The organism is Amycolatopsis kentuckyensis (genome assembly GCF_002155975.1).
Lineage (GTDB): Bacteria > Actinomycetota > Actinomycetes > Mycobacteriales > Pseudonocardiaceae > Amycolatopsis > Amycolatopsis kentuckyensis.
Genome location: NZ_MUMI01000544.1, coordinates 1 through 12,204, shown reverse-complemented (window position 1 = coordinate 12,204; position 12,204 = coordinate 1). Strand labels below are relative to the sequence as shown.

The window sequence follows — 12,204 nt, the reverse complement described above, 5'->3', positions numbered from 1 at the left end:
TCCAGGACGTGCTCCTGCGCGCCCAGCTGCGGTGGGACGACATCGCCGCGCCGCCGACGTACGTGCGGCGGATGGTCACCAACGAGTACCTGTCCTGGCGGCGGCGCGCGGTGCGGCGGATGGTGTCGAGCAGCCACGACGTCCTCGACGCGCTCGGCCCGCCCGAACCCGACCCCTCGGCCGCCTACGACGAGCGGGACGCCGTGCTCGGCCTGCTCGCCACGCTGCCCCGCAAGCAGCGGGCGGCTGTCGTGCTGCGGTACTACGAGAACTACTCCGACGCCGAGATCGCCGCGGTCCTGCGGTGCGGCGTCTCCACCGTGCGCAGCCAGATCTCGCGTGCCCTGACCACCCTGCGCCAGGCCGGCGTGCAGCACACCGTCATCACCACCGGAGCCCCCGAATGACCCGCAGCGAGCACGAGACCGAGACGCTGATCCGGGACAGCCTGGACCGCCTCGCCGCCCGCGCCCCGGACGGCCACGCGGTGCGCGACGCGCTCGCCCGCGCCGGGCGGAAGCAGCGGCCGTCCACCCGGCTGGCCCTGGTCGCCGCCGCCGTGGTCGTGGTGGTCGTCGGCGCCTTCGCCGGCATGCAGCTGCTGACCCGGCCGGACCTGACGCCCGCCGCGAGCCGCCCGGTGCTCGGCTACGGCCCCGAGTGGCTGCCGGACGGCTTCACCGAGCAGTACCGCGAAGGCGGGCCCGGGATCACCCCGCAGGTCCGGCAGTGGCGGGCCGGGCTCGCCGAGGTCACGTTGACGGCGTACTCCACCGCCGACCCGGAGTGGTCGCAGGCCGCGCTGAAGATCGCGTCGATCAAGGACCAGGTCCTGGTGCACGGCCGGGTCGGCATGGTCACCGGCGCCGGCGGCGACGCGCAGCTCACCTGGCTGGCCGACGACTCGCACGTGCTGTGCGTGGCGATCGCCGGGATTCCGGACGCCCGGTCGGTCGCCCAGCGGGTCGCCGACTCGGTCACCGCCGGACCGGTCGGCGTCCGCGGTGAGCTGCGGTTCGGCCCGCTGCCGCCGGGGCTGGCCGAGCATTCGGCCGCGGTGCGGGGCTCCGGTCCCGGCACCGCGAGCACCGAGCTGACCGCGGCCGACCCGGCCCGGCCGTCGGCCCCCGTGGTGCGGGCCACCGCCGGCCCGTATCCCCCCACGCCGGACCGGGCCGTGTCGGTGACCGTCCGCGGCGGCGAGGGCTTCTTCGTCGCGCCGGAGAAGGGGCGGGACGCGATGGTCTTCGTCCGGCTGCCGTCGGGCCGCTGGCTGCGGGTGTCGGGCGCGCGGCCGCAGGCCGAGCTGATCGCCGTCGCGAACGGCGTCCAGCTCGACCCGGCACCCGACTACCGCTGGCTCGGGACGGTCACCAGTTGACCATCGGGAACCAGATGATCCCGAGCCTGCCGAGCACGCGGACGTCCCAGTAGAGCAGCGTGAACGTGCCGCCGACGAGCAGGGCGACGCCGGTGACGGTGGCGATCCGCGCCGGTTTCGCGGCCAGCCAGCGCTGCACGCGCCCGCCCGTGGCGTACGTCAGGACCAGGAACAGCACCGCCATCACGACGATGTTGCCGAGCGACTGCAGCGCGAACGCGGCGGCGCCGTAGAGCACGTTGTGCTGCTCGGCGGCGTCACGGAACATGATCCGGAACAGCGGGTACGGCCGTCCGATGAGGAACCCGCCGATGAGCGCGCCCATCAGCACCAGCGGCGCGGCGGGGTGCCGGCGGACGAAGCCCTCGAAGGGGTTGCGGAGGATGCCGAGGGCGATCAGGCCCATCAGGAGGAAGACCAGGCCGACGACCCCGAAGGCGATCATGGACTGGATGCTGCGCGGGGAGAGCCCGGTGGTCTTCGCGGTGGAGAACTGCGGCATCCGCGTGCCGACGAGCGCGACGATGATGCCGTAGACGACGGAAACGCTCAGCAGGCCGGCGGAGATCCAGCCGAGCGGTTTGAGCGCGCTGCGCTTCCCGCCCGCCTGCTCGCCCACCAGCGGCGCGACGGCCCCGAAGGCGGCGATGTTGCAGGCGGTGAAGGAGCCCGCGAGGCCGGAGACGAAGGCGAAGAGCGTCCCGGCGAGGACGCCGCTGATCGGGGTGGCTTTCGCGTCGTGGCCGAGGAGTCCGTTCGCGACGCTGTCCCCGATCACGGAGTCGACGAACGGCGCCGACCAGATGGCGGTCAGCACGAACCCCGCCACGATCGCCGCGACGGCGATGGCCGCCCGGCGCACGGGATACGGGCCGGCGCCGAAGAACCCTGCTTGCGGATGAACCGGTACTTGCTGTCTGACCGCCATCGATGCCCTCCAGGATGCGGGAATGCAGCGCTCAAAGCGTTGCAGGTGAATGACTTGAAACGCTTCGGCCAGGCGTGTGGGGTTTTGGCGCAAAAGGCCTAGGTACTTTTCCCGGCGGCTACGGTGGGCCATGACCCTCCCCGGCAGCGCCGCTTGGCGGCACGAAGACGCCCGCGCCGTGAGTCCACACTGGACGCTGCATCCTCGAACACGACGACACGGGCCTGATCACCCGCTACCCGGGCATCGCCGTCCGCCACCCGGCTACGGTGGGCGCATGACCTCCGAGACCGACCGCCTCGCCGCCGAGCGCTACGTCGTCCTGACCACCTTCCGGCGCGACGGCCGGGCGGTGCCGACCCCGATCTGGGTGGCCGGCGACGGCGGTGAGCTCGTGCTGTGGTCGGCGCGGGACACCGGCAAGGTGAAGCGCATCCGCAACGACGGCCGGGTGGAGGTCCAGGCCTGCGACGTCCGCGGGCAGAAGACGCACGGCGCGAAGGTGACCGGCCAGGCCCGGCTGCTGGACGCCGCGGACACCGAGCGGGCCCGGCGGGCGATCGCCCGGAAGTACGGCATCGTCGGGCGCGTCACGATGTTCTTCTCGAAGCTGCGCGGCCCGGAGGACCGGACCGTCGGCATCGCCGTCAAACTGGACGGCTGAAGCTGCGGAAGCCGCGCCGGAGGTAGTTCGGCAACGCGTTCGGGTGATCGAGCGTCGAGGTGTGCAGCCAGACCCGCCGCGTCCCGGGCAGCGCCCACGCGTCGGCGACGACGAGGGTGAGCGCGAACCCGCCGAGTCCTTTGCCGACGAACTCCGGCACCAGGCCGAACGTGGTGATTTCGACGTCGTTCCCCGGCTGCGGCTCGAAATCCGCGGCGCCGGCGACCTCGCCGCGGTACTCGACGAGCCGGTATTCGCGGTGCGGCGCGGCGAGCCACCGATCCCACTCGCCGTCCCCGCGGGTGGCGCTCGGCCAGCGGTACGGCGTCCCGATCCGCACGTGCAGCTCGCGGATCAGCGGCCCCGGTCCGGCGGTCCGCAACGCGACGCCCTCGACCAGCGGAGCGGGGTTGAGCTGACTGGCGGCGGTCATTTCGAGCTGGGTGACGATCTCCTCCACCGCGGCAACCTACGGCCCACGGGGATCGCTGTCAGCCGCTTTTCGGCCTCAACCGGCGGCGCGCAGGGCCGCCGCCATGGCGGCGGAGTCGTGGTCGGGCCCGCAGCCCTCGACCACGATCAGGTCACCCGGGATGTGGTCCGCGCGCAGCCGCAGGATCTCCCGGTAAGCGGGCGAGGCGTACCACTCGTGCGCCGCGGCGAGGCTCGGGAACTCGATGAGCACCAGCCCGCCGGGCCAGTCACCTTCCATGACCTGCACCGGCGCGCCGTGCACCAGGAACTTGCCGCCGTAGGGGTCGAGCGTTGCCTGGATGCGCTCCAGGTATTCGAAAACCTCCTCCGGCAGCACGGCGGGCGGGCGCAGGTGGGCGAGTCCGTAGGCGGTCATGGCGTTCCTTCCTCGGTGTCCTGGAAGGAATCCTGGCCGCTCGCCGGTACGGCGTCGATTACGCCGGAGGTAATGCCGGCTGCCCGGCCAGCAGGCGCTCCACCAAAGCCGTGACGAGGTCGTGGCGCTGCTCGTCGGTGAACAGGTCCGGCAACGTCAGCCGTTCCAAGATCAGCCAGTTCAGGGCCAGCCACAGCAGGACCACCGTCGTGCCGTCGCCGGGCAGGCCGGACTTCTCGTGGTACTCGACGTTGAAGTCGACGTCCGCGCGGATGCGGCGGGTCAGCACGTCCCGCAGTTCCGGACGGCGCGCGGCTTCCAGCCGCAGTTCCAGCAGGGCCAGGAACCCCGTCGGGAAGGCGGCCACGCGGTCGACCAGCTCGTGCATCAGCTCGGTGACGCGGGCCCGGTCACGCGGCCCTTCGAGGCCGCCCGCGAGCACCGCGTCGTCCACCAGCCGCTCGTAGACCCGCTCCCCCGCGTGCTTGAGGATTTCACCGCGACTGGAGAAGTAGTTGGACGCCGTGCCGACCGGGACCCCGGCCCGCTGGTCGACCGCGCGGAAGGTGAGTCCCCGCGCGCCCTCGTCGGCCAGGACTTCGATGGCGGCGTCGAGCAGGGCCGCTCGCCGTTCGGGGTTGCGTCGCACCATGGCGTTGACACCACTCCAGACGTAGTACTACGAGCCAAAGTACTACATTCGGAGTTGCTCCACCATGCGCAAGCTCAGGTACAGCGTCGACGGCGCGATCGCCGGCCACGGCGGCACGATCACGACCTACCGCGCCTAGGCCTTCGCCACCGCGGCAAGGGCTTCCGGCAGCGTGAACGCGCCGGCGTAGAGCGCCTTCCCGACGATCGAGCCCTCGACGCCGTCGGACGCCAGGCCCGCCAGCGCGACGAGGTCCGCCACGCTCGACACCCCGCCGGAAGCGATCACCGGTGCGTCGGTGCGGGCGACGACGTCGCGCAGCAGCTCGAGGTTCGGGCCGCGCAGCGTGCCGTCCTTGCTGACGTCGGTGACGACGTAGCGGGACGCGCCGTCGCGGTCCAGGCGTTCCAGGACGTCCCAGAGGTCGCCGCCGTCGGAGGTCCAGCCGCGGGCCGAGAGGCGGTGGCCGGCCTCGGTGATCCGCACGTCGAGGCCGATCGCGACGCGGTCGCCGTACTCGCCGATGACCCGGGAGGTCCACTCCGGGTCCTCGAGCGCGGCGGTGCCGAGGTTGACCCGCCGGGCCCCGGTGTCCAGGGCGGCCTTCAGCGACGCGTCGTCGCGGATGCCGCCGGACAGCTCGACCTTGACGTCGAGCGTGCCGACGACCTCGGCGAGCAGCTCGCGGTTGCTGCCCTTGCCGAAGGCGGCGTCGAGGTCGACCAGGTGGATCCATTCGGCGCCGTCGCGCTGCCAGGCCAGCGCGGCCTCCAGCGGGCTGCCATAGGAGGTCTCGGTGCCGGCCTCGCCCTGGACGAGTCGCACGGCCTGGCCATCGGCCACATCAACGGCGGGAAGCAGCGTGAAAGTCACGCCGGTAACTCTAGGGCGGAGACCCGGATCACCCGGTCAGAGGGTCGCCAGCCAGTTGCGCAGCAGCTGCGCCCCGGCGTCGCCCGACTTCTCCGGGTGGAACTGGGTGGCCCACAGCGGCCCGTTCTCGACCGCGGCGACGAAGTCCTCGCCGTGGTGGGCCCAGGTGACCTTCGGTTCCTGCCCGGGCAGGCCGTCCAGCTCCCACGTGCGCGCGGCGTAGGAGTGCACGAAGTAGAACCGCTCCTCCGGGTCGAGCCCGGCGAACAGCTGCGAGTCCGCGGGTGCGCGCACGGTGTTCCACCCCATGTGCGGCAGGACGTCGGCGTGCAGCCGGTCGACGACGCCGGGCCACTCGCCGGTGCCCTCGGTCTCCTCGCCGTGCTCGACGCCGCGGGCGAAGAGGATCTGCATGCCGACGCAGATGCCGAGCACCGGCCGCCCGCCGGCCAGCCGCTTGCCGATGATCCGGTGCCCGTGCACGTCCAGCAGCCCCGCCATGCAGGCGGAGTAGGCCCCGACGCCGGGCACGACCAGGCCGTCGGCTTCGACGGCGGCATGCGGGTCGGCGGTGACCTCGACGTCGGCCCCGGCGCGCGCCACAGCGCGTTCGGCGGAGCGGAGGTTGCCGGAACCGTAGTCGAGGATCACCACACGAGACACGCCACCCAGCGTAGCCGTCGCGGTCAGCGGCGCTCGAAGGAATAGACGTCGGTCACGGTGTTGCAGGGTGACGGCGGCACGACCTCGACGCGCAGGACGCCGCCGTCGTAGTCGACGCCTTCCGGGGTGAAGGTCCCCGTGCAGGTGCTGACCAGCGGGACCTGGCCGATCTCGTGCACCCTCGCGGTGACGTCGCGGCCGGTCAGCGGCCGGGCGAGGTCGATCTGCAGGAGCTGCAGGTTGGTCGGGTACAGGTCGTTGTACGGGTCGCTGGTCGCGCAGACCAGGCGCGTCGAGGTGACGAAGTCGCAGCCCTGGGCGCTGCGGACGTGGTGGTCGAGGTGGATGCGGGCGGCGACCGGGAGGTCACCCGGCTGCCGGGGGCCGCGCGGGTTGAGGAAGGGCGTCGGCGAGACGAAGAGGCGGTCGATCTCGCCGAGCGGTCCGGAGACCAGCCACTGCCCGTCGGGGGTGGCCGCGACCTGGGCGTTCGCGTTGGCGGACGGCTCGTCGGGCTGCAGCGGGTGGACGAACTCCGTCGTCGTCCCGTCGGGCTTGGTGACCAGGTACATCTTCGTGGCCGGCACCGGCGTGCGGGTGTCCTGGTAGACGTCGAAGACGTAGCCGCGCAGCGAGTCGGGGTCGCCGACGTGGCCCCAGCCCTCGTCCTTGAGCGGCTGCGGGATGGTGGCGCCGTTGCGGTAGACGACCTCGGGGGCGTGGCCGGGCAGCCGGAGTGTCGCGAGGCCTTCGCCGCCGATCCGGGTCTCGGCGGTGGTGTGGCCGACCTGCTGCCAGCGCGGTTCGTGCGCGGTGGCGACGCCGGTCGCGGCGAGCAGGGTGGCGGTGGTGAAGGCGAGCAGACTTGCCGTCCGCAGTGCGCGCATGTGCGCTCCTCGGGAGTTGAGGCCTTGGCGGCGGCGGAGCCATCCTGCCACAGAGCGCGCACTCCCCGGAAAAATCTTGAAGATACCCGTTTGAGCGTCCCGCTGCCCGGGTATCACTTCACCCGATCGTGTGCGCTGAGCCCGCTGCGACCGGACGCCAGGGAGGCGAAGATGGCCGAGGACGATCTGCTGTCCCAGATGCTGCACGCCTGGCGCGACGACATCGAAAGCGTGCCGTTTCCGCAGTTCAGCGAGCTGCTGATCCCGCGCCAGCAGACCCGTCCGCGGTGCACCCCGAGCACGTCTGCCGCCCGCGTGACGAACGCCACGCGGAGAACAGACGCCTGACTGTGGTTTCCTGCGGTGGCCGCACCGACGCGTCCCCGGGAGCCCCTGATGAGCCGCACCCCTGACCCGCACGACTTCCTCGACCTCGACGCCGGGCTCGCCGAGGAGGAGCGCGCCATCCGCGACGCCGTCCGGGCGTACGCGAAGGACCACCTGCTGGACCACGTCGCCGACTGGTACGAAACCGGCGCGCTCCCCGCCGCCGAACTCGCGAAGGGCTTCGGCTCGCTCGGCCTGCTCGGCATGCACCTGGAGGGCTACGGCTGCGCCGGCACCAGCGCCGTCGCGTACGGCATCGCGTGCCGCGAACTCGAGGCCGTCGACTCGGGGCTGCGCAGCTTCGTCTCGGTGCAGGGGTCGCTGGCGATGTACGCGATCCACAAGTGGGGCAGCGAAGAGCACCGCCAGGAGTGGCTGCCGCGGATGGCGACCGGCGAAGCGCTGGGCTGTTTCGGGCTGACCGAGCCGGACGCGGGCAGCGACCCGGGCTCGATGCGGACGCGGGCGGTGCGCGACGGCGACGACTGGGTGCTGTCCGGCACGAAGATGTGGATCACCAACGGAACCGTCGCCGACGTCGCGGTCGTCTGGGCGCAGACCGACGACGGCATCCGCGGCTTCGTCGTCCCGACCACCACGCCGGGCTTCACCGCGAACGAGGTCAAGCACAAGCTCTCGCTGCGGGCGTCGCTGACCGCGGAGCTGGTGCTCGACGGCGTCCGGTTGCCGTCGTCGGCGGCGTTCCCCGAGGTCCGCGGGCTGCGCGGGCCGCTGTCCTGCCTGAACGAAGCCCGCTACGGGATCCTCTTCGGGGTCGTCGGGGCGGCGCGCGCGTGCTACGAATCCGCGTTGGAGTACACGCTCTCGCGGTCGCAGTTCGGGAAGCCGCTGGCCGGGTTCCAGCTGACCCAGCGCAAGCTGGCCGACCTGGTCGTCGAGGTCAACCGCGCCGGGCTGGTGGCGCTGCAGATCGGGCGCCTGAAGGACGCCGGCGAACTGCACCACAACCACGTCAGCTTCGGGAAGATGGCGAACGTCCGGTCGGCGCTGGACGTGGCCCGCACCGCGCGGTCGATGCTGGGCGCCAACGGGATTTCGCTGGAGTACCCGGTGATGCGGCACATGGCGAACCTCGAGACGGTGCTGACGTACGAAGGCACCGAGGAGATGCACGCGCTGTCACTCGGCCAGGCGGTCACGGGGCTGGCGGCGTTCCGCTGACCGGTTTTTGTCGGTGGTGCCCGCTAGCTTCTGCGCCATGACGTTCACCGAGTTCGAAACCGTGGTGGAACTGCGGCGCTACACCCTGCACCCCGGCCGGCGCGACGAGCTGGTCGAGCTGTTCGAGCGCGAGTTCGTGGAGCCGCAGGAGGCGGCGGGCGCGCACTTGTTCGGGCTGTTCCGGGCGCGGGCGTCCCCGGACGAGTTCGTGTGGCTGCGCGGTTTCCGCTCGATGTCCGAGCGCAAGGCGGCGTTGGAGGAGTTCTACTCCGGCCCGGTCTGGAAGGAGCACCGATCGGCGGCGAACGCCACGATGATCGACTCCGACAACGTGCTGCTGCTGCGCCCGGTCCGCCTCGGCCTGGCTTCGCCACCGCCGGGCACGGGGTGCACGTGACGATCACGCCTCCCGCGCCCCCACCCGAGTCGGCGTTCGCGGCGTTCGAGACGGAGCCGTCCCCGAACACGTTCCCGCAGCTGCCGGTCCGCACGGACGGCCCGTTCTCGGTGTACTTCAGCCGGGCGGCTTCGCCCGCGTCGTTCGAGCTCGTGCCGACTCCGCGGTCACTGATCCGGTGAGAGGAGTTCGATGAGCCCGGCGGGGTAGAGGATCTTGCGGCCTTCGCCGAACTCGGCGAGGTCGACCCAGCGGACGGTGGCGGGATCGTCGAGGATCTTCATTTCGCCGAGCTCGTACCGGCTGCGGTCGGCGAACTCGGCGGCGTAGAGGAAGACGATCTCGTGCCCGGGCCGGTCCTGCCAGGCGAAGACGTTCTCGAGCACGCCGAGCAGCTCCCCGACGACGATCTCGGCGTCGAGTTCTTCGCGGAACTCCCGTTCGAGGGCGTCCTTGCTGGTCTCACCGAACTCGATCCCACCCCCGAGCGGCCGGTGGAAGGTCTGGTCCTTGACGTCGTCGCGCCCTTCGAAGACGAGCAGGGCGTCCCCGCGCCGGATGACGGCGAGCGCGATGGGCCGGATCGATGGCATGGCGGCCACGCTATCGACCCGCGGCTCCCGAAGCACGCGCCGTCCCGCCCCGCCGGTACCCCCAGCACCGGCGAGGTTCCGCCTACTCCCCCAGGAACTGCCTGATCGAAAACCCCAGCGACCCGGCATCCAGGCCGTGCGCCAGATCGTGGTCCGCGATCCCGCCGTACGTCCGGATCTCGACGTCCCGCCGCACCCCCAGCGACCGCAACCGGTGCGGCACGTCGGAAAGCGCCTCCGACACCCACGCGGCCGACGTCCCCGCGAGGTACGGCTCCACCAGCACGACCGAAGCCGAAGAGGAGAGCACCGCCGAGCGCAGGCCGGCCGCGTCGAACGGGCGGATCGTCGACGCGTACAGCACCGTCACGTCCAGGCCCGCCGTCGCGCGCAGGACGCGGTCGAGCACCGGGCCCACCGCCACCACCACGCCGGCCGGTCCGGACCTCAGCCGCGTGAAGCCCACCCCCAGGTGCGGAGAAGCGTTTTCCTGCGCCGAAAGCCGCAGGTACACCCGCCCGTCTCCGGGGATCGACTCCAGCAGCAGCCGCTCGGCCTCGGCCGGGTGCCCCGGGACATGGACCGTCCAGCCCGGCAGGGAGTCGATCAGCGCGACGTCGCCCGGGGACTGGTGCGTGCGCCCCGCCGTCGACATGTCGTAGGACGCGCCCCACGACACCAGGACGCCGCCCACCTCCTGGTGCGAGAAGTCCAGCTTGATCTGCTCGAAGGCGCGCTCCACCAGGAACGACGGGAACGTGTGCACGATCGGGCGCAGGCCCGCCAGCGCCAGCCCGGCGCCCGTGCTGACCAGCAGCTGCTCGCGGATCCCGACGTTGATCACCCGGTCCGGGTGCCGCCGCGCGGCGCCGGCGAGCTGCGCGGCCGAGATGTCGGCCAGCACGACCGCGACGTCCGGGTCGGCGTCGACGATCTGTTCGGTGGTGGCGAGGAAGGTTTCCCGCATCGGCGACATGGTCAGCCTTTCGGTTCGACGACGGCGACCACGGCGAGCGGCCGGCCGGGGTGGGCGGTGGTGAAGGCGTCGTCCAGCGCGTCGTGGTCGCGGCCGGACACCGTGCGCGTCTCCCAGCCTTCGACGGCGAAGCGGCGGGCGAGGCCGCCCGGCCAGCCGCGCGTCGACGACTGGTTGTCGATCACCACCGTGGTCAGGTTTCCGAGGCCTTCGCGTGCCGCCACGACGATCGCCTCGTGGTTCGAGCCTTCGTCCAGCTCGGCGTCGCCGACGAGCGTCACGACCTTCGCGTCCGTCAGGCCGCGGGCGCGCAGGCCGAGCGCGGTGCCGAACGCGATCGGCAGGCCGTGGCCGAGGGAGCCGCTGGAGATCTCGACACCCGGGATGCGGCGCCGGTCGGGGTGGTAGCCGAGCCGCGACACCGGGTCGGACCACGTCGCCAGTTCCGCCTCGGCGATGAAGCCCTTCGCGGTGAGCACGGCGTAGTACGCCATCGGCCCGTGCCCCTTGGACAACAGGAACCGGTCGCGGCCCGGCTCGCGGAAGTTCTCGGGCGTGACGTCGAGCACGCGGTCGTAGAGCACCCACAGGACATCCAATGTGGACTCGGCGGCGGCGCTGTGCTTTTCGTCGCCGGTCATCAGCGATATCAGCCGGGGCAGGTCGGCGTAGCCCGGTTCGGTCACAGTGGTCATGACCCGACGATGCAACCTCGACTAAACTCGAAGTCAAGGATAGCCTGACCAGGTGACCAGGCTCGCTGAACATCTCAGCATCGGACAGGTGGCGGAACGCAGCGGGGTTCCGCACACGGCATTGCGGTTCTACGAGGAGAAAGGGCTGATCAGTTCGGAGCGGTCGGCGGGCAACCAGCGCCGCTACGCACGCTCGGTGCTGCGCCGGATCGCGTTCATCCGTGCCGCGCAACGGGTCGGGCTCTCGCTCGAGGACATCAGCACGGCACTGGCGACACTGCCGGAGGATCACGCGCCGACGAAGGCGGACTGGGCGCGGCTGTCCCGCGACTGGCAGCACGAGCTCGACGCGCGCATCGACGCCCTGCAACGGCTTCGCGACCGGCTGACCGGCTGCGTCGGCTGCGGCTGCCTTTCCCTGCGCAGCTGCGCGTTGTACAACAACGACGACGAGCTGGCCCGGTTCGGCCCGGGCGCGAGCAAGCTGCGCCCGGCGGTCGAGGGCGGCATCTAAACCGCTTGCGCGCGGCGGGATCCTGGGGAGGCAATGAACGAAAAAGAAGTGATCCGCATTTCGAAGCGGCTGGCGCGGCACCTGCGCCACGACCCGGCCGCCCTCGGCCTCACCCTCGCCCCCGGCGGCTGGGTCCCCGTCGACACGCTCGTGCGCGCCCTCGCGATCACCCGCGAGGAGCTCGACGAAGTGGTCGAGAAGAACAACAAGCGCCGTTTCGCCTTCGACGAAACGGGAACGCGCATCCGCGCAAGCCAGGGCCACAGCGTCACGATCGACTTGGGCCTACCGGACGCGACACCCCCGGACGTCCTCTACCACGGAACGGTCGCAAAATTCCTCGACGCGATCTTCCGCGAGGGCCTGCGCCCGATGAACCGCCACGCGGTCCACCTGTCGCCAACCCTCGACACCGCCCGCACGGTCGGCGCCCGCCGCGGCAAGCCGGTGATCCTCCGCGTCGACGCCGCCGCCATGGCCGCGGCAGGCCACGCGTTCCAGGTGAGCGCCAACGGAGTCTGGCTCACAGCTTCCGTCCCCCCGCCCTACCTAACCCACCTCC

At 71.7% G+C, this 12,204-nt stretch carries 17 protein-coding genes and 1 pseudogene; 8 read left to right on the top strand and 10 right to left on the bottom strand.

Annotated elements, in window-relative coordinates:
• Positions 1–407, top strand: a 407-nt coding sequence (locus CCN39_RS41230) for an RNA polymerase sigma factor (RefSeq protein WP_086851751.1), incomplete at its 5' end; no start/stop codon positions are given.
• Positions 404–1,381, top strand: coding sequence for a hypothetical protein (locus CCN39_RS41225; RefSeq protein ID WP_086851749.1), 978 nt, complete (start codon positions 404–406; stop codon positions 1,379–1,381). The genes CCN39_RS41230 and CCN39_RS41225, both read left to right, overlap by 4 nt.
• On the opposite strand, the gene CCN39_RS41220 is transcribed toward CCN39_RS41225, so the two are convergent.
• The gene (locus tag CCN39_RS41220) at positions 1,371–2,309 is read right to left on the bottom strand and encodes a hypothetical protein (RefSeq protein ID WP_086851748.1); all 939 of its coding nucleotides are present in this window, start codon (positions 2,307–2,309) and stop codon (positions 1,371–1,373) included. The two genes, CCN39_RS41225 and CCN39_RS41220, sit on opposite strands and share 11 nt — an antisense overlap.
• Positions 2,310–2,586: 277 nt before the next feature.
• On the opposite strand from CCN39_RS41220, the gene CCN39_RS41215 reads away from it, so the two are divergent.
• Entirely contained in the window at positions 2,587–2,973 is a 387-nt protein-coding gene (locus CCN39_RS41215) for a PPOX class F420-dependent oxidoreductase (protein WP_086851746.1), read from the top strand.
• Here CCN39_RS41215 and CCN39_RS41210 read toward each other — a convergent pair.
• The 6 genes from CCN39_RS41210 to CCN39_RS41185 all read right to left on the bottom strand — a co-directional run bounded on the left by CCN39_RS41210 (position 2,957) and on the right by CCN39_RS41185 (position 6,898).
• The gene (locus CCN39_RS41210) at positions 2,957–3,433 is read right to left on the bottom strand and encodes a GNAT family N-acetyltransferase (protein ID WP_086851744.1); all 477 of its coding nucleotides are present in this window, start codon (positions 3,431–3,433) and stop codon (positions 2,957–2,959) included. The genes CCN39_RS41215 and CCN39_RS41210 overlap by 17 nt on opposite strands.
• A gap of 48 nt (positions 3,434–3,481) precedes the next feature.
• Positions 3,482–3,823: a DUF1330 domain-containing protein gene (locus CCN39_RS41205; protein ID WP_086851742.1), complete on the bottom strand. Its 342-nt coding sequence runs from the start codon at positions 3,821–3,823 to the stop codon at positions 3,482–3,484.
• A 58-nt stretch (positions 3,824–3,881) separates the two neighbouring features.
• Positions 3,882–4,475, bottom strand: coding sequence for a TetR/AcrR family transcriptional regulator (locus tag CCN39_RS41200; protein ID WP_086851740.1), 594 nt, complete (start codon positions 4,473–4,475; stop codon positions 3,882–3,884).
• Positions 4,476–4,610: 135 nt separating this feature from the next.
• On the bottom strand, positions 4,611–5,348 hold the full coding sequence (priA, locus tag CCN39_RS41195; protein WP_086851738.1) for a bifunctional 1-(5-phosphoribosyl)-5-((5-phosphoribosylamino)methylideneamino)imidazole-4-carboxamide isomerase/phosphoribosylanthranilate isomerase PriA: 738 nt from the start codon (positions 5,346–5,348) through the stop codon (positions 4,611–4,613).
• 36 nt (positions 5,349–5,384) lie between these two features.
• Complete coding sequence (gene hisH, locus CCN39_RS41190) at positions 5,385–6,002, bottom strand: imidazole glycerol phosphate synthase subunit HisH (protein WP_086851736.1); 618 nt, start codon at positions 6,000–6,002, stop codon at positions 5,385–5,387.
• Between the two features lie 32 nt (positions 6,003–6,034).
• Entirely contained in the window at positions 6,035–6,898 is an 864-nt protein-coding gene (locus CCN39_RS41185; protein ID WP_086851735.1) for a hypothetical protein, read from the bottom strand.
• A 171-nt stretch (positions 6,899–7,069) separates the two neighbouring features.
• On the opposite strand from CCN39_RS41185, the gene CCN39_RS50920 reads away from it, so the two are divergent.
• The 3 genes and pseudogenes from CCN39_RS50920 to CCN39_RS41175 all read left to right on the top strand — a co-directional run bounded on the left by CCN39_RS50920 (position 7,070) and on the right by CCN39_RS41175 (position 9,046).
• Positions 7,070–7,246 (top strand): hypothetical protein, encoded by a 177-nt coding sequence (locus CCN39_RS50920; RefSeq protein ID WP_167455333.1) that lies wholly within the window; start codon positions 7,070–7,072, stop codon positions 7,244–7,246.
• Positions 7,247–7,294: 48 nt separating this feature from the next.
• A complete protein-coding gene (locus tag CCN39_RS41180; protein ID WP_086851733.1) occupies positions 7,295–8,467 on the top strand; it encodes an acyl-CoA dehydrogenase family protein in 1,173 nt (390 codons plus the stop codon).
• Between the two features lie 37 nt (positions 8,468–8,504).
• Positions 8,505–9,046 (top strand): annotated as a pseudogene (locus CCN39_RS41175) (NIPSNAP family protein).
• Here CCN39_RS41175 and CCN39_RS41170 read toward each other — a convergent pair.
• From CCN39_RS41170 to CCN39_RS41160, 3 genes are all read right to left on the bottom strand, one after another.
• The gene (locus tag CCN39_RS41170; RefSeq protein ID WP_208630611.1) at positions 9,032–9,457 is read right to left on the bottom strand and encodes an NUDIX hydrolase; all 426 of its coding nucleotides are present in this window, start codon (positions 9,455–9,457) and stop codon (positions 9,032–9,034) included. The pseudogene CCN39_RS41175 and the gene CCN39_RS41170 overlap by 15 nt on opposite strands.
• 82 nt (positions 9,458–9,539) lie before the next feature.
• Positions 9,540–10,433: a transketolase family protein gene (locus tag CCN39_RS41165; RefSeq protein WP_086851730.1), complete on the bottom strand. Its 894-nt coding sequence runs from the start codon at positions 10,431–10,433 to the stop codon at positions 9,540–9,542.
• A 2-nt stretch (positions 10,434–10,435) separates the two neighbouring features.
• Entirely contained in the window at positions 10,436–11,128 is a 693-nt protein-coding gene (locus tag CCN39_RS41160; protein ID WP_086851729.1) for a thiamine pyrophosphate-binding protein, read from the bottom strand.
• Positions 11,129–11,180: 52 nt separating this feature from the next.
• Between CCN39_RS41160 and soxR the strand changes: the two genes are divergently transcribed.
• A complete protein-coding gene (gene soxR / locus CCN39_RS41155; RefSeq protein WP_086851728.1) occupies positions 11,181–11,642 on the top strand; it encodes a redox-sensitive transcriptional activator SoxR in 462 nt (153 codons plus the stop codon).
• A 33-nt stretch (positions 11,643–11,675) separates the two neighbouring features.
• On the top strand, positions 11,676–12,204 hold a 529-nt coding region (locus tag CCN39_RS41150; protein ID WP_167455332.1), incomplete at its 3' end, for an RNA 2'-phosphotransferase.

Coding starts and splice junctions, on each gene's coding strand:
- CCN39_RS41225 (WP_086851749.1), top strand. CDS start 404: ATGACCCGCAGCGAGCACGAGACCGAGACGCTGATCCGGGACAGCCTG.
- CCN39_RS50920 (WP_167455333.1), top strand. CDS start 7,070: ATGGCCGAGGACGATCTGCTGTCCCAGATGCTGCACGCCTGGCGCGAC.
- CCN39_RS41185 (WP_086851735.1), bottom strand. CDS start 6,898: ATGCGCGCACTGCGGACGGCAAGTCTGCTCGCCTTCACCACCGCCACC.
- CCN39_RS41215 (WP_086851746.1), top strand. CDS start 2,587: ATGACCTCCGAGACCGACCGCCTCGCCGCCGAGCGCTACGTCGTCCTG.
- CCN39_RS41170 (WP_208630611.1), bottom strand. CDS start 9,457: ATGCCATCGATCCGGCCCATCGCGCTCGCCGTCATCCGGCGCGGGGAC.
- CCN39_RS41160 (WP_086851729.1), bottom strand. CDS start 11,128: ATGACCACTGTGACCGAACCGGGCTACGCCGACCTGCCCCGGCTGATA.
- CCN39_RS41205 (WP_086851742.1), bottom strand. CDS start 3,823: ATGACCGCCTACGGACTCGCCCACCTGCGCCCGCCCGCCGTGCTGCCG.
- CCN39_RS41165 (WP_086851730.1), bottom strand. CDS start 10,433: ATGTCGCCGATGCGGGAAACCTTCCTCGCCACCACCGAACAGATCGTC.
- CCN39_RS41180 (WP_086851733.1), top strand. CDS start 7,295: ATGAGCCGCACCCCTGACCCGCACGACTTCCTCGACCTCGACGCCGGG.
- CCN39_RS41220 (WP_086851748.1), bottom strand. CDS start 2,309: ATGGCGGTCAGACAGCAAGTACCGGTTCATCCGCAAGCAGGGTTCTTC.
- CCN39_RS41200 (WP_086851740.1), bottom strand. CDS start 4,475: ATGGTGCGACGCAACCCCGAACGGCGAGCGGCCCTGCTCGACGCCGCC.